At 56.0% G+C, this 20,367-nt stretch carries 16 protein-coding genes; 12 read left to right on the top strand and 4 right to left on the bottom strand.

Annotation, left to right across the window (positions count from 1 at the left end):
- Positions 1-146 precede the first annotated feature (146 nt).
- Complete coding sequence (locus tag IQ241_RS17020) at positions 147-764, bottom strand: TraX family protein (protein WP_193909405.1); 618 nt, start codon at positions 762-764, stop codon at positions 147-149.
- Positions 765-825: 61 nt separating this feature from the next.
- On the opposite strand from IQ241_RS17020, the gene IQ241_RS17015 reads away from it, so the two are divergent.
- Positions 826-1,692: an LmeA family phospholipid-binding protein gene (locus tag IQ241_RS17015; RefSeq protein WP_322743686.1), complete on the top strand. Its 867-nt coding sequence runs from the start codon at positions 826-828 to the stop codon at positions 1,690-1,692.
- A gap of 6 nt (positions 1,693-1,698) precedes the next feature.
- On the opposite strand, the gene IQ241_RS17010 is transcribed toward IQ241_RS17015, so the two are convergent.
- Together IQ241_RS17010 and cobN are read right to left on the bottom strand one after the other, a co-directional pair.
- Positions 1,699-2,061, bottom strand: a complete 363-nt coding sequence (locus IQ241_RS17010; RefSeq protein WP_193909403.1) for an ArsR/SmtB family transcription factor — start codon at positions 2,059-2,061, stop codon at positions 1,699-1,701.
- A gap of 280 nt (positions 2,062-2,341) precedes the next feature.
- Complete coding sequence (cobN, locus tag IQ241_RS17005) at positions 2,342-6,088, bottom strand: cobaltochelatase subunit CobN (RefSeq protein WP_193909401.1); 3,747 nt, start codon at positions 6,086-6,088, stop codon at positions 2,342-2,344.
- Between the two features lie 315 nt (positions 6,089-6,403).
- Here cobN and IQ241_RS17000 point away from each other — a divergent pair, with 315 nt between their 5' ends.
- On the top strand, positions 6,404-8,206 hold the full coding sequence (locus tag IQ241_RS17000; RefSeq protein WP_193909399.1) for a hybrid sensor histidine kinase/response regulator: 1,803 nt from the start codon (positions 6,404-6,406) through the stop codon (positions 8,204-8,206).
- A 103-nt stretch (positions 8,207-8,309) separates the two neighbouring features.
- On the opposite strand, the gene IQ241_RS16995 is transcribed toward IQ241_RS17000, so the two are convergent.
- Positions 8,310-9,179, bottom strand: a complete 870-nt coding sequence (locus IQ241_RS16995; protein ID WP_193909388.1) for a WYL domain-containing protein — start codon at positions 9,177-9,179, stop codon at positions 8,310-8,312.
- A gap of 93 nt (positions 9,180-9,272) precedes the next feature.
- Between IQ241_RS16995 and cas3 the strand changes: the two genes are divergently transcribed.
- The 10 genes from cas3 (at position 9,273) to cas6 (ending at position 20,341) form a co-directional block, all read left to right on the top strand.
- Entirely contained in the window at positions 9,273-11,444 is a 2,172-nt protein-coding gene (cas3, locus tag IQ241_RS16990) for a type I-D CRISPR-associated helicase Cas3' (protein WP_193909386.1), read from the top strand.
- Positions 11,445-11,728: 284 nt separating this feature from the next.
- Positions 11,729-12,271, top strand: a complete 543-nt coding sequence (locus tag IQ241_RS16985) for a transposase (RefSeq protein ID WP_193909384.1) — start codon at positions 11,729-11,731, stop codon at positions 12,269-12,271.
- Between the two features lie 32 nt (positions 12,272-12,303).
- On the top strand, positions 12,304-12,555 hold the full coding sequence (locus IQ241_RS16980; protein WP_193909381.1) for a DUF433 domain-containing protein: 252 nt from the start codon (positions 12,304-12,306) through the stop codon (positions 12,553-12,555).
- Positions 12,552-12,908 carry a DUF5615 family PIN-like protein gene (locus tag IQ241_RS16975; RefSeq protein ID WP_193909378.1) on the top strand — a complete coding sequence of 119 codons (357 nt, stop codon included), beginning with the start codon at positions 12,552-12,554 and terminating at the stop codon, positions 12,906-12,908. The genes IQ241_RS16980 and IQ241_RS16975 overlap by 4 nt, the downstream gene beginning before the upstream one ends.
- Before the next feature lie 6 nt (positions 12,909-12,914).
- Positions 12,915-13,475 carry a Uma2 family endonuclease gene (locus IQ241_RS16970; RefSeq protein WP_193909376.1) on the top strand — a complete coding sequence of 187 codons (561 nt, stop codon included), beginning with the start codon at positions 12,915-12,917 and terminating at the stop codon, positions 13,473-13,475.
- Positions 13,476-13,522: 47 nt separating this feature from the next.
- A complete protein-coding gene (gene cas10d, locus IQ241_RS16965; protein ID WP_193909374.1) occupies positions 13,523-17,026 on the top strand; it encodes a type I-D CRISPR-associated protein Cas10d/Csc3 in 3,504 nt (1,167 codons plus the stop codon).
- On the top strand, positions 17,023-17,631 hold the full coding sequence (locus tag IQ241_RS16960; RefSeq protein ID WP_193909372.1) for a hypothetical protein: 609 nt from the start codon (positions 17,023-17,025) through the stop codon (positions 17,629-17,631). The genes cas10d and IQ241_RS16960 overlap by 4 nt, the downstream gene beginning before the upstream one ends.
- Before the next feature lie 105 nt (positions 17,632-17,736).
- Positions 17,737-18,747, top strand: coding sequence for a type I-D CRISPR-associated protein Cas7/Csc2 (gene cas7d, locus IQ241_RS16955; RefSeq protein ID WP_193909370.1), 1,011 nt, complete (start codon positions 17,737-17,739; stop codon positions 18,745-18,747).
- A gap of 2 nt (positions 18,748-18,749) precedes the next feature.
- Entirely contained in the window at positions 18,750-19,463 is a 714-nt protein-coding gene (gene cas5d, locus IQ241_RS16950) for a type I-D CRISPR-associated protein Cas5/Csc1 (RefSeq protein WP_193909368.1), read from the top strand.
- Positions 19,464-19,474: 11 nt separating this feature from the next.
- The gene (gene cas6, locus IQ241_RS16945) at positions 19,475-20,341 is read left to right on the top strand and encodes a CRISPR-associated endoribonuclease Cas6 (RefSeq protein ID WP_193909366.1); all 867 of its coding nucleotides are present in this window, start codon (positions 19,475-19,477) and stop codon (positions 20,339-20,341) included.
- The last annotated feature ends 26 nt before the right edge of the window (positions 20,342-20,367 follow it).

The raw sequence follows: 20,367 nt of genomic DNA, 5'->3' as shown, positions 1-20,367 counted from the left end.
TGCACGGTGCTGTAAGGATATGAATAAACAGCATCGCAACACCCTCGATGCCATTTTGCGGAGCTGGTTCGTCGCAATATTAGCTGGAATGAGGCTGTGGGTCTGGTGCAAGCCTTGGGCAGGGTTGAATTCGACGCAGCGGAAACCTAACCACGCAGTAGCGTCAGCAGTGCCAGATGGCCCGGATAGAAGCCATAAAACCAGCGGGCTTGGGGACCGCGCTGTCCGTTGAAGGCCATAAACAGCAGCGGCGCGCCGATGGCAGGCAGCTGAAACGGCCCGGCAATTCCGGTCCAAATGAGATGAAAACTAACCCAGGCTAGCCACCATGGCAGATTGGGACGAAAGTAGCGGGTGAGCAAAATCAGAATTATGCCATAGCCGCCGTAGCTGATGGGCAACGCCTCAGCGATTAGCGCGCCTGTTATCCAGACGGGGGGCATCAGCTCTGGTCGCTGTCGCGCCGCTCGTAAACAGACCAGCCCAATCAGCAGCTGAAACAAAATGTTCAGCTGGGCCGTATCAAATACCATCTGATAAACTGGCTGGGAAACCAGCCCCAGCAGGCCGAGCCGTAGCCCATAGCGACCAATATTTTTGGTGTGGGCTTCTCCCTGCACGAGCAGCCAGACAAACAGCGGAAAACTGACTCGTCCAATCATCCGCAGCCAGACCAGATCGGGATAAAACACCACGCCAATATGGTCTACCAGCATGGTGAGGGCAGCAATGAGCTTGAGGTGATAGCTGGTGAGTCCAGTCATAGCGCAAGCGTGGGGGCTGATGGCATGGCTTTGACCAGGGTAAGCTAAAGGCTTCTAGCCTGTGCTCAGACCGCTGAACAGCCCGACTGAGTTGGGCGCGCAGGCCCTATACTGGGCAGGGTCAACTGGGTTGATGATGGAACTGATTACGCTGCTGCTATCGGGCTTGCTGCTAATTGTCTCGCCGGTGGGGATAGTGCTCGATCAGTTGGCTGAAGATGCCATTCGCGATCGCATCTTCGGAGCCGAAGACCTGGCGGTTCGCATTGACAATGCGCCGCCGCTTCAGGTCTTGCAGGGCAAGGTAGAGCGGGTGCGCATTGCCGGGCGGGGCATCTCGCCGGTGCCAGAGCTGCGGATTGCGGTGGCCGAGCTGGAAACCGACCCGATTGATCTAAACTTTGGCCAGCTGCGGCAGGGTCGGGTCGTACTCGATCGGCCTTTGCAGGGGGCGCTGCGAGTGGTGCTGACGCCTGACGATTTGAATCGATTTCTGGTCTCGCCGCAGACGAGGGAGCGGCTGAGCCAGATTCAGCTGCGGCTTCCGGCGGGGCAGTCGCGCGAAGCCGACCGCTACGAGCTGCGCAACCCGCAAATTACGTTTTTGGAGAATAACCGAATTGCGATCGCGTTCGACCTTCAGGACCAGGTGCTCGATAACCGCCTATCGATTGTTGCAGCAGCCGGGTTAGGCATGACGAACGGCCATCAGCTGGTGCTGACTGAGCCCGCCCTCACCGTCGATGGCGCCGCCGCGCCGCCGCAGCTGGTTGAGCCGCTGCTGAACAGTGTGAATCAGCAGCTCAGCCTAAAAGCACTGGAAACCGCTGGCGTGACCGCGCGGATATTGCAGCTGCAGGTGCAGCCGGAGGCGCTGGAGCTGTCCCTCTGGCTCAGGGTGGAGCCCAGCGTCACCGCATCGCCCTGACCGGGTCTATTCACCCGAGCCATTCAGGCTGAAAGAGCGAAAGTATTGGGCCTGCTCTTCAATCCGACTGGCCATGCGATCGCACACCAGATGGCAAAGCTGAAAGCTGAGGGGATCGGAAACGCCGTAAAAGGCAGAGGTACCCGCAGTCCGACGGGTCAAAATACCGGCTCGCAGCATCACCTTCAGGTGCTTTGAGACATTGGCCTGGCTGGTCTGGGTGGCGAGCACCAGATCCTGAACACATCTTTCGCCATCGCGCAGGAGATTGAGAATCTTTAAGCGCATGGGCTCGCTGAGAATGCTGAAGTAATCCGCAATTTGCTGGACGACTTCAGCCGGAATCGGCTCGGCGGGGGCAGTCGGCATGGGTTTTCCTCGGAGGACCAGGGGCAACGATCCCCGACATTTTATCAATAGAGCACCGGATCGCAATGTAGCGATTGAGGCTACATTTGGAAAATGACTGGGAGAGCATCCCAGTGGTGCAGAACCTGGGTGGCCCTCATCCCCCAGCCCCTTCTCCCAAGTAGGGAGAAGGGGAGCCGGAAGGACTGAAACTTTGTCCCGCTCCCCAGGGAGAGAGATTCAGGGTGAGGACCAATAGGTCTCTGTAACCGTGGACGGCGCTTCACGCCTGAGGTTTGCTCTACAGAGCAGACTGGCTCTCGATGGTGCCTTCGGCCTGGTGGGCCAGACTCCTGAGCTGATCGAGCAGGGCGGCCGGCCCGGTTTTCCAAAGTCCCCGCTGATGGGCTTCGAGTAGGCGTTCGGCCATATCCCGCAGCGCCCAGGGATTCGCCTGCTCCACAAACTGCTGCACCTGGGGATCGAGCAGGTAAGCCTGGGCGACGCCCTCATACATATGGTCGGCGACGCAGCCGGTGGTGGCATCGTAGGCAAACAGGTAGTCCACCGTTGCAGCCATCTCGAATGCGCCCTTGTAGCCGTGGCGCATGACGCCTGCAATCCATTTGGGGTTAATTACCCGAGATCGGTAAACCCGGGCAATCTCGGCGGCTAGCGATCGCACCTGGGGATTTTCTGGCCGCGAGTGATCGCCAAAATAGACCTGGGGCGACTGGCCCGAAGCCGTCCTCACCGCCGCCGTCAGGCCGCCCTGGAACTGGTAGTAGTCATCGGAGTCGAGCAGGTCATGCTCGCGGTTGTCCTGATTGTGGAGGACGACCTGCATTTTTTCGAGCCGCTGCTGGAAGGCTTCGGGTGCAGACCGACCGTTGCCCTGGCGACTGTAGGCATAGCCGCTCCAGTTCAGGTAGGCCCGGGCCAGGTCGGCCTGGTCGGTCCAGTTTTGGGCGTCGATCAGGCCCTGGAGGCCAGCTCCATAGGCCCCAGGCTTGGAGCCAAAAATGCGATAGCGCGATCGCGTTTCGGCCTGCGCTAGGCTTAGCCCCTGGGCCTGCCAGTCGGCGGTTTCCTGCCGCACCTGGGCGGCCAGCGGATTCTGAGCGGGCGGCTCATCCAGCGCGGCGACGGCGGCCACGGCCTGGTCAAACAGGTCGATCAGGTTGGGAAAGGCGTCGCGAAAAAAGCCCGAGATTCTCAGCGTCACGTCTACCCTGGGGCGGCCCAAGACAGCCAGCGGCAGAATCTCAAAGTCCACCACTCGCCGCGAGGGGCCATCCCAGACCGGGCGAACGCCAATCAGGGCCAGCGCCTCAGCCAGGTCGTCGCCGCCGGTGCGCATGGCGGCGGTGCCCCACATCGACAGGCCCAGCGTACGGGGATAGTCGCCCTGGGTTTGGACATAGTCCTCGACCAGCAATTCGGCAGCCCGGCGGCCTACGTCCCAGGCACTTTCGGTAGGAATGGCGCGAATATCGACCGAATAGAAATTTCGTCCCGTCGGCAGCACCTCGGGCCGGTTGCGGGTCGGTGCTCCCGCCGGACCGCTGGGTACGTACTGGCCGTTCAGACCGCGCAGCAGGTGAGCAATTTCGTCCGTAGTTTGCTTCAGCGCGGGTAGGAGGCAGGCGGCAATCCAGTCCAGAACCGGCGGCTGGGGATCCGGCAGCGCCTCAGTCTGATTCTGGAGCAAGGCTTCTACCCAGCGAGCGGCCTCCGCTTCCAGCTGTTCGACCACGTCGCCAACGGTGCGGCAGCTTTGCAGTTTGGGACTTATTTTATCGGTCCATTTATCAGGCCAGGACTGGCCGAGTTCAGCGTTCAGCGGGTCGAGGTCGAGCTGCCAGGCGGCGGCAACGGCTCGGGTGAGGCCGCCATGGGTGCGGCTGGGGGCGCGCGCGATCGCGACCGCTAAATCCCGCAGCTGTCGTCCGCTGGGACATTGACCAAAAATATGCAGCCCGTCGCGGATTTGGGCTTCCTTCAGCTGGCAGAGATAGCCGTCAATTTGGGGCAGCCAGTCTGTCAGCTGCTCGCGGCTGGGCGGTTCCAGGTTCAGGTCCCGCTGGAGCTGAGTCGCCTGAAGCAGCTGGCAGATGCGATCGCCAATCAGCGGCAGCCGAGTTGGGTCCAGGCTCTGGGCTTCGTAATATTCATCGACTAAATTTTCGAGCTGCTGGAGCGGACCGTAAAGCTCGGCCCGGGTGAGCGGCGGCGTCAGATGGTCGAGGATGACGGCCTGGGCTCGTCGCTTGGCCTGGGCGCCCTCGCCGGGATCGTTGACGATGAAGGGATAGAAATGGGGCATCGGTCCCAGCGCCACCTCCGGGTAGCAGCTTTCGGAAAGGGCGATTCCCTTGCCCGGCAGCCATTCTAAATTGCCGTGCTTACCGACATGGACGATGGCGTCGGCCTGAAAGACTGTCCGAATCCAGTGGTAAAAGCCCAGATAGGCGGGCGTTGGCTCCAGGTCCGGCGCGTGATAGCTGAGGCTGGGGTCGGCATCATAGCCCCGGCTGGGCTGAATGCCGACAAAAATATGGCCGAGCTGAATCCCGGGAATCGGCAGATCGGCTGATTCCAGCTGGCGCGGATCGAGCCCCTGCCAGTCGGTCGGAGCGCCCCAGCGCTGGCTGATGCCCTGCTGGACGGCGGCGGGCAGGGTGTCAAAATAGGTCTGGTAGTCCGCGATCGCGAGCTGCTGCCGAGTCGGGCGCAGGCCAAAACCTTCCGGGTCGTTGGTCTGGCCCTGGGTGAGCCAGCGAATTAGCCAGTCACCCGAGGTCGGTAGCGGATCCAGCCGATAGCCGGCCTGCCGCAGCGCTGCCAAAATTTGAACGCAGCTCTCGGGCGTATCCAGGCCGACGCCGTTGGCCAGCCGGCCGTCGCGGTTGGGATAGTTGGCTAGAATCAGGGCGATTTTGCGATCGCGCGGCGGCGTCTGCTTTAGCCGAATCCAGCGGGCCGCTAGCTCAGCCACAAAGGCAACCCGGTCGGGCTGCGGCTGGTAGGTGACGACGTCGGTTTGCAGCTGCGGATGCTGCTGGGCTAGGGCTTTGAAGGACACGGCGCGGGTAATAATCCGACCGTCAATTTCCGGCAGCGCCACGTTCATGGCGATGTCCCGAGGCGAGAGGCCCTGGGGCTGCCGCTGCCACTGATCGAGCGGACCGCCGCTGAGGATGACCTGAAGGACCGGCAAATCCAGGGTCTGCCAGAGGCCGGGGGCGTCCGAGTCCAGCTGTGCGATCGCAAAGCTGGTGGTATTGAGCAGACATTCGACCGCTTCGGACTTGAGCAAATCGATCAGCTCTGCCTGAATATCGGGATCTTTAAGGGAAGACACAAATAGGGGAACGGGCGTGATGCCCCGCTCGGCCAGGGCGTCGCAAAGGGCGTCAATTGCAGCGGTATTGCCCGCTAGATAGTGCGCCCGGTAGAACAGGATGGCAGCTTTAGCGGTAGCCGGCGGCTGAGCGGCGGATCTGTAGGGTCCCAGCCGGGGAACGGGCTGTGGGGATGGGGGATCGTAGTGGGAGTGGAGGGCGCGATCGCTGATAAACATCAGCCCGTGGCGCAAGTTATCGGGGCCACCCTCATTGAAGTAGCACCAGAGCTGATTCACCGCTGTCAGAGGCAGGGTGGAATGGCTGATCAGATCCAGGTCTGGCCGCTCATCGCCAGGCAGCACCACCAGCGCCGCGCCGGTTTCAGCCACGGTTGCCCTAGCTACCTCCAGCCCGTAGGGCCAATAGGCCCTGCCGCCTAAGATGCGCAAAATGATCAGCCGAGCCTGACTTAAAACCGTTTCGGCGTAGGCATCGATGGTCAGCTGCTGCTGGAGCTGGAGCAGGTTAACGACACGCACCGGGCTAAAGTCGGGCGGCAGGTCAGGTAAACCCCGGCTGAGCGCCTGAATCTCGGTATCGGCGGCGGTCAGTAAAACAATCGGGGCGGGGCTTTGCTGGATCACGATGACGCCTTCAGTGGCGCTGTTCCAGCCGCCGGGCGTCGCGGCAATCCGGTGCATAGGGCGAAATCTAAAGGAACTATTGGGTTATCTGAAAACGGCTCAGGGGAGGGGCTACTATGATCCCATAGACTCGTCTGCTGTAGCGACCTTTAGCGAGCCGCGGTGAATGTTCAGCTGTGGCAACTTCTCTGCAATCGTCTCCAGATGACTCTGGAAAAACACTTAATAAAATGCGAATTTTAACCCGGTTCATTCCCGAGTTAGGTGGTTTTAGCTCAAACCATAGCCCAGAACGGGGCCTAACGTGCAATCCAGCCTTCCGCTAGGCATCCAACCTTCCTGAAGGTCTGAACGGCTTTCGACATTTTGGTAATGCAGCCATTTGATTCCATTCCCCATCAGCCCCCCTTCTATCACCAGCTGCTACATCAGATTGTGTCGCAGATTCATCGCGGCCTGGCTCTGCCAACCCTAGTCGAGAAGACGGTGACGGAAGTCAGGTCGATTTTAGCTGCCGATCGGCTCGTGCTCTATCAGCTTCAAGGACCGCTCCAGCAGCAGCCCCCCGAGCAGCTGCACGAACCCGCTGAGGTCATGGCTGCGCTCCCCGCAAAAGCGGCTGACCCGGGTCAGATTACCTACGAAGTCAGAGCCACTGACGCGATTCCCTCCGTGCTTCAGATGACTGAAACCGCCTGTGGTGCCAATTTGCCCCAGCTGGAGCAGCGCTATCGCTCTGGGCAGGCCAGGGCCGTTGACGATGTTGCTCAGACCTACCGGCGGCAGGCCTGCTTGCGCAAACTTTTGCAGCGAGCCGAGGTGAAGTCGCTGCTGATTGCGCCTATGTGGGTTCAAGGACAGCTCTGGGGATTACTGATCGCGCATCAGTGCCAGCAGCGGCAATGGCAGTCCGGAGAGATCGCGTTTTTACAACAGGTGGCAGCGCATCTGGCGATCGCGGTGACCCAAGCCCAGCTCCAACAGCAGCTCCAGCAGCAGACGACAGCGCTCGAAACCGCTGTCACTGAGCGGACCCAAGCGCTGCGTGATGCGCTGATGGCAGCTGAGGCGGCGAGCCTGGCCAAGGGCGAATTTCTCTCGACTATGAGCCACGAGCTGCGATCGCCGCTGACCTGCATCATCGGTATGTCGGCCACCCTGCTGCGCTGGCCGATTGGCGAACTCAGCCCGCGACAGCGCAGCTACCTGACAACAATTAATCGTAGCGGCGAGCAGCTGCTCGACAGCATCAACGACGTTTTAGAAGTTGCGAGAATCGAGTCGGGCCGCACCGTTTTGGAAATGAGTGAGTTTTCTCTGACGGCGCTGGCCCGCAACAGCCTCCGCCGGTTTCAGGAACAGGCTGAACAGCAGCAGGTCAGCCTCAGTCTCGATCTGCGGATCGAACCGTCTCAGGACCCGTTTACCGCTGACCCCAGACGACTCCAGCAAATTCTGTCCTACCTGCTCAGCAATGCCATTAAGTTCACGCCGGCGGCCGGCCGGGCTCAGCTTAGCGTCTGGCGCGAACCCCAGTGCGCCGTATTTCAGCTGAAGGATACCGGCATCGGCATTCCCGAATCGCAGCAGACGCTGCTGTTTGAGCAGTTTAAGCAGCTGGAGTCATCCCTCCAGCGGCAGTACCCGGGGGCGGGCCTGGGGCTGGCGCTGACTAAGCAGCTGGTAGAGCTGCACGGCGGCTCCATTCAGGTCAGTTCGCGGGTGGGGCAGGGGTCTGAATTCACCGTACGAATTCCCGAGTTTCGGCCCCCAGCAGATAGCGACATCTATCGAGAAAAGCTGTCCGCGCCGTCTGCCGGGCGGATTTTGCTGGTTGAAAATGAAGACAGCACGGCCCGGCTAGTCAGCGGCCTCCTCAGTGCAGCCGGCTATCAGGTGATCTGGATGCTGGAAGGCTCTCGCTTGTTTGAGCAGGTTACCCTGCTTCAGCCCCAGGTCCTGATTGCCGACCTCGATCTGGTCAAGGACCGGCAGACGCTGGCCGACTGCGATCGCTATCTCACGACATCTGACCTCAAAATTTTGGTACTGACCCAGCTCGCCCCAGAAGCCATCTCAGCAGCCATCCCAGAACAATTCGACGATGCCATTCACAAGCCCCTCGACCCGCAGCTGCTGCTGCAAAAGGTGCAGGCCCTGACGCCTTTTGCCTGAGATAGGGGGGTCGGTTACTCGATGGGAATAGAAAGCATCACCGTAATAACAGCGACTTCGGCCAAGAAATCCGTTGATGAACAGGGGTGCAGTACAACAGCTGTCAGGGTTCTCTCTGATACAGCCCCGTCAAAGCCTGAACCTTTTGCTTCATCCGCATTCGAACGCTTGCGGGCGAGATAATTTCGCAGTCTTCGCCGTAGCGGCATATTTCACGGAAGAACCAAAAACCACTGGTGATTTGGCGAATGACTCGGCGCACCTGAGGCCTATTAGGGTGCCACTCATTGACGATATCTGCATTTAACTTGGTGCGATAGGCAAAGGCTAATGGACCCATAAAAAGCAACTCCGCCGGAATATGGTCCAGACCCGACTGCCGCCACCGCCCCGCCACTGACGATATGGCCGCATCTTCAGCGATGCGGTCGAGACGAAGGCACCAGTTATGACACAGCTCAGGCAGGTCCTGGTTCCCTGCTGTTTCATCGCACCAGCAGTCGAGATACTGCCGCTCTTCGTGGTGAACAATTTCAGCATAGCGAATAGTAAAGCGCCAGACCTGCCCAGCGGCGTCCTGATAGGCCAGCTGAAACGGCTGCTGACTGCGGATATAGCGCTCAACCTCCAACCGCCAGGGGGCAACGGGCTGCGCCACGAACTGCTCAAGCTCACCGCGCAGCGGCAGGGTAAGCTCACTGTGCTCTAAAAGGAGATTGGCGATCGCGACAGCCCGCTCGACTTGTCCACTATCGATCAAGAGAGTTCTAGCTCGGTTCAGGGCGTCGATAAGCTCGCGGCCCCAGTCGTGACTGGCCGCTAGGCGCAGCTTTCCTTTCGCGATCGCCTTAATCAGTCTTGAAATATTAGGCCGGTCGCCCCAGGTCTGACCGAACTTCAGCGCCAGCTGCTCCAGCTGGGCCTTTTCGCGCGCTTTGACAGAGAGGGTAATGGAGGGACGCCTATTGGACATTTCAAAAGTGTACGTGTACTTTATAGCTACAATGCTTGACGCTCTCTAGTATGGCTGCCATGATGGCCTTATGCAACAGGATGCGTTCATTCTATGCGCTCAATTTGGCTTAAATCTGTCTACTCCTGCCCGGCGAAGAAAATCCCTGAGGGGATCAAGCTGCCTGAAGGCTGGCAGCTATCCTGGCATCAGGTTGAAACGCTCAATGCCCTACGAGACCCCAACATTGATGTCGTCTTCAATACGGGAATGACAGGAGACGGGAAAAGCCTGGCAGCGTACTTAGATACGTTGCAGGGAGGCGGCTACGCGATCGCGCTCTACCCCACCAATGCCCTTGCCCGAGACCAGGAAGCCCAGGTCAAGAACTACATTGAAAAGTTTCAGCCTGCCGGTGCCCCTCGAGTCAGCCGTCTGAGCGGGCCAGAGCTGGAGGTGTATGCGCAACAGGAGGGATTGAGGAAGGGAAGCGCGATCGCGTCTCGTTCAGGCCAGTCCGAAGTTCTCATCACCAACCCCGACATTTTTCACTATCTTCACCGAGGCGCTTATTTAAGCAAGCTAGATACGCCCGATAAGCTGTGGAATCACATCGATAAAGACTTCGGCCTATTTATCTTTGATGAATTCCATGTCTTTGCTGCGCCTCAGGTAGCCAGTGTTCTCAATACGATGCTGCTGATCCGAGCAACAAATCGAGACAAAAAGTTTTTGTTTTTATCGGCTACTCCCAGCGATGCGTTTTTACAGCAGTTAGATAAGGCGGGTTTCCGATGCCGTGTCATTGACCCAGTTGGGGAAGGTAAATACCTATTCCCAGAAACGCAGGCAGAAGCCAATGCTTTAGCTGCGGCGCACTGGCGGCAGGTTGCCCATTCCATCAACCTGACCTTTGTGCCCATGGAGCCTACCGCAAAGGCTTCTGAAACCTGGCTGAAGGAAAATCTCGAACTCATTCTCAGTCAGTTTCGAGAACATCCTGGTAGTAAGGGGGCGGCTATCCTCAACTCGATTGCGGCGGTAAAGCGCCTGATGCCTTTGGCGAGAAATCTCTTGTCCCAGCATGGCCTGACGGTGCGAGAGAATACGGGACTATCCGGCAGTCAGGAAAAGGCGGAATCCCTCGCGGCTGATCTGGTGATTGGCACCAGCACGATCGATGTGGGGGTCGATTTCAAAATCAATTTCCTGCTTTTTGAAGCATCGGATGCCGGTAATTTCATCCAGCGGCTGGGCCGGCTGGGCCGCCATGAGGGCTACTCAAAAAATGGACAGGATATTCGCTTCGACGGCTTTAGGGCCTATGCGCTGGTTCCCAACTTTTTTGTGGAGCGGCTGTTTGTGGGAGAGAACGCGGTTTTGGCTGACGGGGAGGTGTGCGATCGCGTCCATTTCCAAACCCTAATCCGCGAAAAATACCGCCAGATTAATGACTTTGAGGGTTATTACAGGCGCTGGGGCGCAGTCCAGTCCTTCAAGCTGCTGCTCGATCTGAGGCATCCCCAGATTCAGCAGCAGTACGCGGGGTCTCTGCAACGCTTCCAGGCCAGCTGTGAACAGGTGTTCGACACCAGTCTTAGGCAGGTGGCCGGGCGAGTTAGAGGCTGGGCTAACGAATGGCAGCAGCTCTCAGGTAAAAAAGGCAACCCGATTGCCGAAGACGCTAGAAGTTTTCGCGGCTCCAGCCCGTTTCAATGTGGGTTGTATGACCTGACTGAACCGAATGAGTGCGATCGCTTCAAAACCTATGACCTGCCTGGAATCCTTAGCAACCTGGAAATTGAGATGTGGAGCCGGAAAGGTTTCCTGGATGCGCTTCAGGAAACGGCTGAACGTGCAGGCCAGCCAATTGCCAAAGGGCGCTTCAAGCACTGCCTAGGCTTTATGAAACTGCGGGACTATCGCGACGAGCGGCTGAGCTGGAAATTCATCTATGCTGGCGACCTCCAGCCCATCGCCGATGCCTGGAAGGTACAGGTGCTGACGGGGCTGAAAATCTGGCAGCCCGATAGCCCTTGGGTTGGGCAGGTTGACCGATGCTTGCAGCAGCAGGCCATGGTCTGCTACGTGCTGCGAAAGCCGGTGCGGGAGGTGCGGCTAAGATTACAGCTGCCTATGCATTTTCAGATTTATCCGATCAGTGATGAAAACAGCATCCACGACGCAAATGCGCCCTATGCCGTCGCATTCGGTCAGTCAGCCCTGCTGATCGACACCCTGGCTCACCGATTCAGGCGCGACCAAGGTGAAATATGGATTGCATAACAAACAGGAACAGGATTTCCCCGTCAGATAGGGGCGGGGTCTCCCCGCCCGGCGTAACATCCCACACCACCCACAGGTTTTTCCCACCCGGCGCAACATCCCACAAACCCTGCCGATATTTCCCTATCCGGTATTCCTACCTAATCATCAAAATGGTTTTCACATTGCTAATTCCCTGCACAGGGCGAGGAGACTTCGCCCCTACTGTGGTTAACCGGGCGGGCGTGGGCATAATTGACCTGCTATGGCCAACTTCTTTTACTGGGCAGGGAAACCTTTTTCCTATGGATACGAAATATAATCCTGCTATCCATCATCGACGTTCAATTCGATTAAATAATTATGACTACAGCCAGGCTGGTGCATATTTCGTCACTATTTGCACCCAACAGAGAAAATGTTTGCTCGGAACGATCAACCATGCGTCTCTCGAATTGAGTCAATACGGGGTCATTGTGGAGAACGTTTGGCAGCAAATTCCTGATCATTTTCCCTGCGTATCTTTGGATGCAGCAGTAGTCATGCCTAACCACTTTCACGGAATCGTAATCATCTCAAATCAACCTATTGCTGATGATAAGAACCACAACCTCGAAACTTCTGATTTTAAAGCGAAGAAACCTACGTTAGGTCAGGTGGTTGCTTACTTCAAATATCAATCGACAAAGCATGCCAATCTTATTCGAAAGATGGCAGGTGAAAAATTCTGGCAGCGCAACTACCATGAAAGCATTATTCGTAGCGAACATTCCTTAGCCCGCGTGCGTAAGTATGTCGAGAAAAATCCCGAAAAATGGCAATCTGATCGACTCCATCCAAAAAAATGATCTTAAAGCTACAAATTTCGGAGCAAAGAGTTATGAATGACCAAGAGTTACTGAAGCGCATCACTACTGACCCTCAGATCTTCAATGGCAAGCCCATTATTCGGGGACGTCGCCTTGCAGTTGAGCATGTTTTGGGCATGTTGACAGCAGGGGACACTATCGAAACTCTTTTAGAGGGCTACCCTTGGCTAGAACGGGAAGACGTCTTGGCTTGCCTTGCTTATGCTTATCGGCTAGTCGCTCATGAGCGAGTAGAACCGTTGCTGGTAGAGAATCAACAGTGAAAATCCTGTTGGATACCTGTGTTTGGGGTGGTGTGAGATCTGAATTGGAGGCTGCTGGCTATGATGTAATTTGGTCTGGTGAATGGGAGAGAGATCCTGGCGATGAGGAGATTCTATCAATTGCCTATCGCGACGGGCGTGTCCTTATTACGCTCGATAAAGATTTTGGCGAATTGGCTATTGTCAGAAGAATTCCTCACCGTGGCATCATCCGATTAGTTAATCTCAGTGGGAGACAGCAGGCAGCTGTCTGTCTTCGAGTACTTGAAATCTATAGAGGTGAACTGGTTTTGGGTGCCATCATCACCGCCGGACTCAATCGAGTCAGAATTCGCCCCTTTGATGAGGGTTAGAACATTATGACCGTTCAAATTTTGCGGAAGAAATTTACGGTGGAGCAGTATCACCGGATGATCGAGTCTGGCATTTTGACCGAGCGCGATCGCGTTGAGCTACTTCAGGGAGAGATTATCGAAATGTCACCCATTGGCAGACAGCACGCGGCTTGCGTGGATCGCTTAAATGAGCTGTTCGTGATGGGGCTAGCTGCAAAAGCAATCATTCGGGTTCAAAGCTCCATTCGCCTGAACGATAGCTCCGAACCCCAGCCTGATCTAGCGATTCTTCAACGGCGATCAGATTTCTATGCGAATGGTCACCCCCAACCCAAAGATATTTTTGCCCTTGTTGAGGTTTCTGATACGACTGTTGAATTTGACCGTTCTGTGAAAGTACCGCTCTATGCCCAGGACAATATCGCTGAAGTATGGATCATTGATCTCAATGCTCAGCTGATCGAAGTATGCCGGCAGCCCCAGTCTACTGGCTATCAGCGGGTACAAACTTTCCGGCGAGGTCAGTCGCTTGCATTTCAAGCCTTTGCCGAAGTTCAGTTTTTAGCCGATCGGATTTTGGGCTAGACCCTTTTCACATTCATGCAAAAGACTCACTTTCAGGGAGACCCGCTATGGAACACGGTTTAAAGTCTGGCGTCGCTGACCCATCGCTGCTAGACGGCCAAAATGAGGAACAAGCGTTTGAGGCGCTAGACGACTCCTGGCTAGAAGCAGATTATGGACTTGATGAGGAAAGCGATCGCACAGTAGAACCTGCCGCGAGGGAACTGCTGACCCTGAAGCTGTTACGGGAAGCGATCCAGGCGCAAAACCCTGATGATGCGGTAATGCATGACTTCGCAGAGATGGTTTTGCCCAAGCTGCTGAAGTTCACCGTCGGCGTCACAGCCAAAGGCGGAAAGTTTTTCGCAGAATACCTGGATCGCGTGGTTAGCCCCAGACGTATTGCTGCGGGTAAGGAACCCATTCGCCGGGATAATGCGGCTGACCAGTCGCTCAATACTCACCTGCTGAATGGATTGTTTCCAGCCAACTTAATTGAGCAAAGGTTAGAACGGCTCGATACCACTGTCAAGCGCCTGGTCAAAGAGCGGGAACGGCGGCTGCTAGTGGCTGGCTTTATTCTGCACGACTTCGAGAAATTTGACTATGACCTGATTCCTGATCTGCCGGAAGCCTTCAGGGTGATTCGGCGAGACCCGGAGCAGGATATCCGTAAGGGCTCTATTCCCGAGCATCGAGTCCTGATTGCCGGGCTGGTAAAGACATTTGGATTAAATGACTTTCTCTGTCCAGGCGATCCGGATGATTGGGAGCAATATCTCGATGACCTGCTATTTCTGGCCTATAACGCTCAGCGACGAAATGACACTAACCTGAATTTGTCTGACGATGGGCTACAGCCGGTATTGCGCGATCGCACCCTCCGCTGCCTATCCGACCTTACCTGTCTGGCTGACCGCCTTGCCTCTATTGTCAAACATCCCCAGGATGCCGAAAATTCCGGGCTTAGAGAGATAATCCACGGCCTCAGCGGTGGACAGCTGCGGCTGACCTACCACGCCATCTCTGAAAACCGAGGCGTGCTGACCAACGTGGTCAATAACGCCCTGATGGATGCATACACCAGCTTGAATGAGACAGACCAGGAGCATTACACCCCTTTGCTCTATCTGCCGACCGGGGTAATTTACCTAGCCCAGCGAGACGCCCCTGGCATCGACTCTGATACCTTGCCCGAGCGCGTTGTCAGCAGTATAAAGGAGCTCTGTGCCGGACAGCTGCGCCTGCGCCAAACCGGATTCGGGCGCGACGGCAAAGGGATGAAATACGCTGACTACTATAGTTTATTCTTCGACGAGCCGGGGCTGATGCGGGTGGCCCTAGACGCGACACTCCGTATCCTGAACCCCAATAAAGGGTCCGTTGCGGCTAAGCGCAGCGAAAACCTGCTTGCCTTTCAGCAGCGGGGCATCCTGTCGGCTGGCTACAATTTCTCCTTCAGCGACGATATCCGGATTGACCAGCTAGCGGAATTCGGCGACCTGATCAGCCGAAAGATTTGGGGTGAGCGGGTCAAACAGCTGGAGACGACGATCAAGGAGCGGACTAAAGCACGCAAGAAGAATAAAGATCTGCCGGAATTTCCCGAAATTAGGTCCGAGGTTTTACCTGACAACCTGATTCATAGGGTTGCTGAGCTATGGCAGCTCTCTGAATATTTACCCCAGGTTCGAGAGATTCAGCGAATTAACGAAAGGCTGAAAGAACTGAAACTCAAGGGTAATACAGGCGGTGTACCCTACGAGTGGTACTTTCTAGCGGCAAAATTTTTAGAGCACAATCCTGGGATCGAAGACCTGCACGCCACCTGTAGCCGCGCGATTGCCCATATTGTTCAACTGATTCAGCCTGTTGTGGCTCAATACCCGGTCGCTGACGGCTGGGGAGACGTGAGAGAATGGGTCAATAGCGTTGTGATGCTGCCCGGTCAAAGGCCAGCTGCTTCAGGGCTGACGGATGTGTTCTTAAAAGAGCTCGCCTACTACAGCGCCGCCAAGAAACCCGGTCGGGGACGGCAGCTAATCTGCTCAATCTCCCATTCGCCCTATTCCGTCAGCGAACAGATGGAGTCGGCAGTCCTGTTTACGCCCCAGGTTTATACCAACAAGCAGCATCTGGGTGGCTCCAATGCCAAGCGCAACATTTCCAGCATTGCCGGGATTGAGATGATGCTGCGGCAGATTCTGATGAATCAGACTCAGGCGGTGGGCAAGCGGTTTGAGGATGGCAAATATCGGTATCTCTATTTCTATCCCACCTACTATTTCACGCCAGAAACCAACTCCTTTTTGCACAAAGCCTATAGCAGTATCGCCCAGACCCGCTTTGATACCCACATTCGCAACCATTTTATCAGCAAGCAGCTCAAGGCTGACTTCAGCCGCGATCGCTACCAAACCGTCGATGCCTTTTTGATGGCTGAAAATCTGGCCCAGCGTAAGCAGCTGCCCGATGACGACCCTAATTTTAAGCGCGATCGCACCTTCAAGCTATCCTATCCCGAAGACAAGCCCCTGACTTTCTACTTCATGGCCCTGCCGCCGGGTCGCGATAGCACCGATACGGAATCCTGGGTGATGCCGAGCTGGCTAGCGTTTGCCTTCCCGATGATTCTGGATGTCAAAACGGTGGTGTCGGAGTCTCCGATTCCGCCCTTTACCGACGGGGCTGAATTTGAGGAAAGCGTCTTCCTCGACAGTGCGCCCCATGCCTTCCGTACCCTGGTTGGGCAGGATCGGTTTCGGCTCGATGCCATTCTGGAAGGATGGACAGATGACAGCGGCCTCCGGCGCTCTGCCCCGCTGAATACGCTAACCGCCGCCTTCGCCATTCATATGGATGTCAATGCCAGGCAGGGCAAAGGCGGCTATGACGCCAACTGGGGACGTTTCACCGAGCTGGCAAAAGATATGGAAACGAGCCCGCTGCATGTCTTCTCCTATCTCGCCAGATGGAGCCGGGGGCAGCAGGCGGATTCCCCCAGTCCGCAGAAGATCAGGCTCTATGCCCACCACTTTTATCCCTGCTTTGACCCCTATGCTACCTATAATTTTGACCAGGAGGACTGGAGCTTGACCGCTAATTCATCTCTTAACCATCCCAAAAAACTGACCGACCTCTATCGGCAGTTCTACCGCGCCAGCAAACGCTATAACCCGAAAGCCAACGCGGTTCTGAAGCCCGTTGACGTTGCCGCTGATACCATTCTCAAAGCTGAATCCAGCATGTTCCACGATGATGCCCTGACCATGGTCGTGGCGGCTGAGGTGTTCAAATTAATGGATCGGGTTCACGCCTCGACGGCTGAGGGGCGCTGGATCATTAGCGATCGCGAGCAGGAACGCCAGGCCGTTCTAGACTTTGCTCGCTATTTCGTGTTTGACGTATTTGAGCAAGCCTTTGCAGGCGATCGCGCTCGCCTGGCCGGTCGCCAGCTCAATCTAATTCGAGATACCTGCGAATTTCTCTACCGCCTGGAGCAAGACCAAGAAAATCAGAAAACCAATGCTGAGAAGGTTCAAAAAAACAACGCATCGGAGGAAGAAGAATGAAAGTTCTTGAGCCAGGAGGGACTTACACCTTTAGCAAAATTTTTGAACTCAAAATTCCGACGGATGAACTCGCGGATGAGTTTGGCTATACCCTCAGCAAGAAGAAGCTGGAGTTGCGCCAGTATGGCGGTGAGTTAGATCGGTTGGAAGAACTGCGATCGCGGATTGAAGAAGTCCTTCCCTACGTTGATTTGTCTAACGAAGCCTCGCGTCGAGAAATTCTGATTTCCAGAGTGGTCACAGAGCTAGTGCATTACACGAAAGCTCAACTACGAATTGAATACCCCATTAACATCAACCAAAAGCTACAAGGATATCTGGACTACTTAATTAGAAGCCATACCGATCTCCTGATTATTGAGGCGAAGCGTCAAGATTTAGATTATGGAATGACCCAGCTTGTTGCTGAAATGATTGCCCTTGACCAGTGGGAGCGCACACCAGCACAGACCACTTTGTTAGGATCTGTTACCACGGGAAAACTCTGGGAATTTGCCCTACTAGATCGAGCCCAAAAACATATTGATCAGGGGTTGGAAAGCTATCGCGTCCCCGAAGATCTCGAATCCCTCATGCGAATCCTAGTACAGGCCCTAAAAGCCTAGATCCATATCCCCTATCAGTTTCAGAGACAGCCCCCCATGTACGGGCGAGGTCTCCTCGCCCAGTAGTCTCCTCGCCCAACACAAAATTTACTTCGGAGAAAAATCATGACCCTGCTAAAAACCATCGACTCCAAATTCTTCCATACCGAGATCCCCTACAAGCCCATGGGCAAATACGCCCACTTCCTCACCGTGCGCGTCACCGAGTCTTACCCACTCTTTCAAACCGATGGAGAACTTAATAAAGCCCGAGTCCGAGCCGGAGTAGACGACAAAACCACCATTAGCCGTCTCACTATGTTCAAGCGCAAACAGTCCACGCCAGAGCGGCTAGTCGGGCGAGAACTGCTCCGCACCTACGGCTTCGTCAAACCAAAGGAATGCGAGTATAACGTCGCGTTTGGCATGGATAACCCCGACTGCATCATCTATGGATTTGCGATCGGAGATTCCGGGTCTGAAAAGTCCAAAGTCGTCGTCGATACGGCCTTCTCAATTACCGCCTTCGACGAATCCCATGAAACCTTCACCCTGAATGCACCCTACGAAAGCGGTACCATGGCCTCTAAGGGTGAAAAGGATACTAAGCCAGGTGAAGTCACCAGCCGCATCAATCAGCAAGACCACATTCGGCCCCAGGTGTTCTTCCCCAGTATTGTGACGCTCAAAGACCCCACCGAAGCCAGCTTTCTATACGTCTTCAACAACATTCTGAGAACCCGCCACTACGGGGCGCAGACCACCCGCACAGGCCGGGTGCGAAACGAGCTAATCGGAGTCGTATTCGCCGATGGTGAAATCGTTAGCAACCTGCGCTGGACTCAGGCAATCTACGATCAGATGAACGCCAGCGGTACCCTAAAAGCCCCCGACCCACTAGACGAAGACGACGTAACTCAGGCGGCTAGAGGTACGATTCAGTCCCTCATGAGTGAAGAATTTATTGTGCATACCGATTTAATTGGCGAAGATTTTCAATCGCTGCTTGCAGAAGTCAAAGCGCTGACCGCTAATGAGGCCGGTATTCGCTCCGTTTTGAAGCAGGCCGATGATGACGCCAAAACCTACGCTGAGAAGCACATTGGCAAGAAAAAATCTGCTACCACCAGGTCATAGTGATGTCCCACATCTATCGCTGCACGCTGGAACTGCACGACAGCCTCTATTACGCTACGCGGGAAATTGGGCGGCTCTACGAGACCGAACCGGTATTGCACAACTACGCCCTCTGCTATGCCCTGGGGCTGGTAGACAGCGACAGGTACGCTACGGCAGTCTCGGCAGAAAACAGCTACCGCTACTTCTGCCCAGAGCAGGTGCCGATGTATGAGGCACATCTGACGCCCCTCAATCAGCAGGGAATCTACGTCACTCCCGCCAGGGCGGTCTACCATACCGCCGTACTTAACACCTGGAAATATGCAGACAACCGCTATCACGTCGAGATGCAGAAAACCCAGAAGAACATTCCCAGCTTTGGCCGAGCCAAAGAAATTGCCCCCGAGAGCCTGTTTGAGTGCTTTGTCATCGCCCAGCAGCCCCTAATCTTTCCTCGCTGGGTTCGGCTAGGCAAGTGGATGAGCAAGGCAGAAGTTCGCGTGACAGAACTCCCCAAACCCAAGCATAATTCCGCCAGGGAATTTACCTTCGCCTATCCGCTCAATCCGCTCGATGTTATGTTTACCAATCAGGTGCTGAGCTATGACACTACCAATATGCCGCCCGTCAGCCTCATCCGAAATGTGCGCATGGTTGGCGAGTTCTACTCCTTTGAAGGATTGCAAGACCCTTTGAAACTCCCGGCTCAAATGGAATATCGCTTTAGCAGCTAGCCGCTTCAACCATGCCACACAGCCTAGTCCTGAATCTCCTACCCCAATCGCCAATCCCGCCCGGATTTACCTCCGGCAAACATCTCCACGCCCTCTTCCTCAGCCTCGTCAGCACTGTCGAGCCCGAGTTGGCCAACCAGCTCCACGCTAACCAGGGGAATAAGGCATTTACGCTGAGTCCATTGCAAGTGAGTCCACCCCCTCACCCATCCACTCATCCACCCATCCACTGGAACCATCTACAATCCGTCCCCCCCAACACCCCCTGCTGGTGGCGTATCTCCCTGCTCGACGATCGTCTCTTTAGCCGCCTTAACCCGCTATGGCTCAATCTTAATCCCCAACATCCCTGGCATTTGGGACCCGCCGATCTGCACATCACCAGCATCCTCGGCACCCGCCAGAGCACCCAGCCCTGGGCTAATTTCAGCAGCTACGGTCAGCTCTGTGAGCAGGCGTCAGAGCAGGAACGGAAACTTATCCTCCAGTTTTGTACCCCCACCGCGTTTCGCCAGGGCAAATACGACTCTGCCATGCCGACGCCAGAGCGCGTCTTTGGCAGCCTGCTCCGTCGCTGGAACGCTTACAGCGGCCAGGATTTCCCCAAAGCAATCCTGGAATCTCTTCAGCCCAGCTACTTCGAAATTCGCACCCAGCTAGCCACCGACCCCCGCAGCCAGTTTCAGCACACCGGAGCCCAGACTAGCCCCTGCAATCAGTTCATGGGCTGCGTCGGCAAGGTGACCTATCAAATTTTAGGGAGGGTCGATACTGAGGCGGTGAAACAGCTTAACACCCTAGCCAACTATGCGTTCTATGCCGGAGTAGGGCGGAAGACACCGATGGGAATGGGGATGAGTAGGAGGGTGGATGGGTAGGGGGTGGATGGGCTGTCTCTTATACA

This window comes from Vasconcelosia minhoensis LEGE 07310, assembly GCF_015207255.1.
Taxonomy (GTDB): domain Bacteria; phylum Cyanobacteriota; class Cyanobacteriia; order Phormidesmidales; family Phormidesmidaceae; genus Vasconcelosia; species Vasconcelosia minhoensis.
The sequence above is the reverse complement of the archived record's forward strand: the minus strand, read 5'-3'. Positions and strand labels throughout refer to the sequence as shown.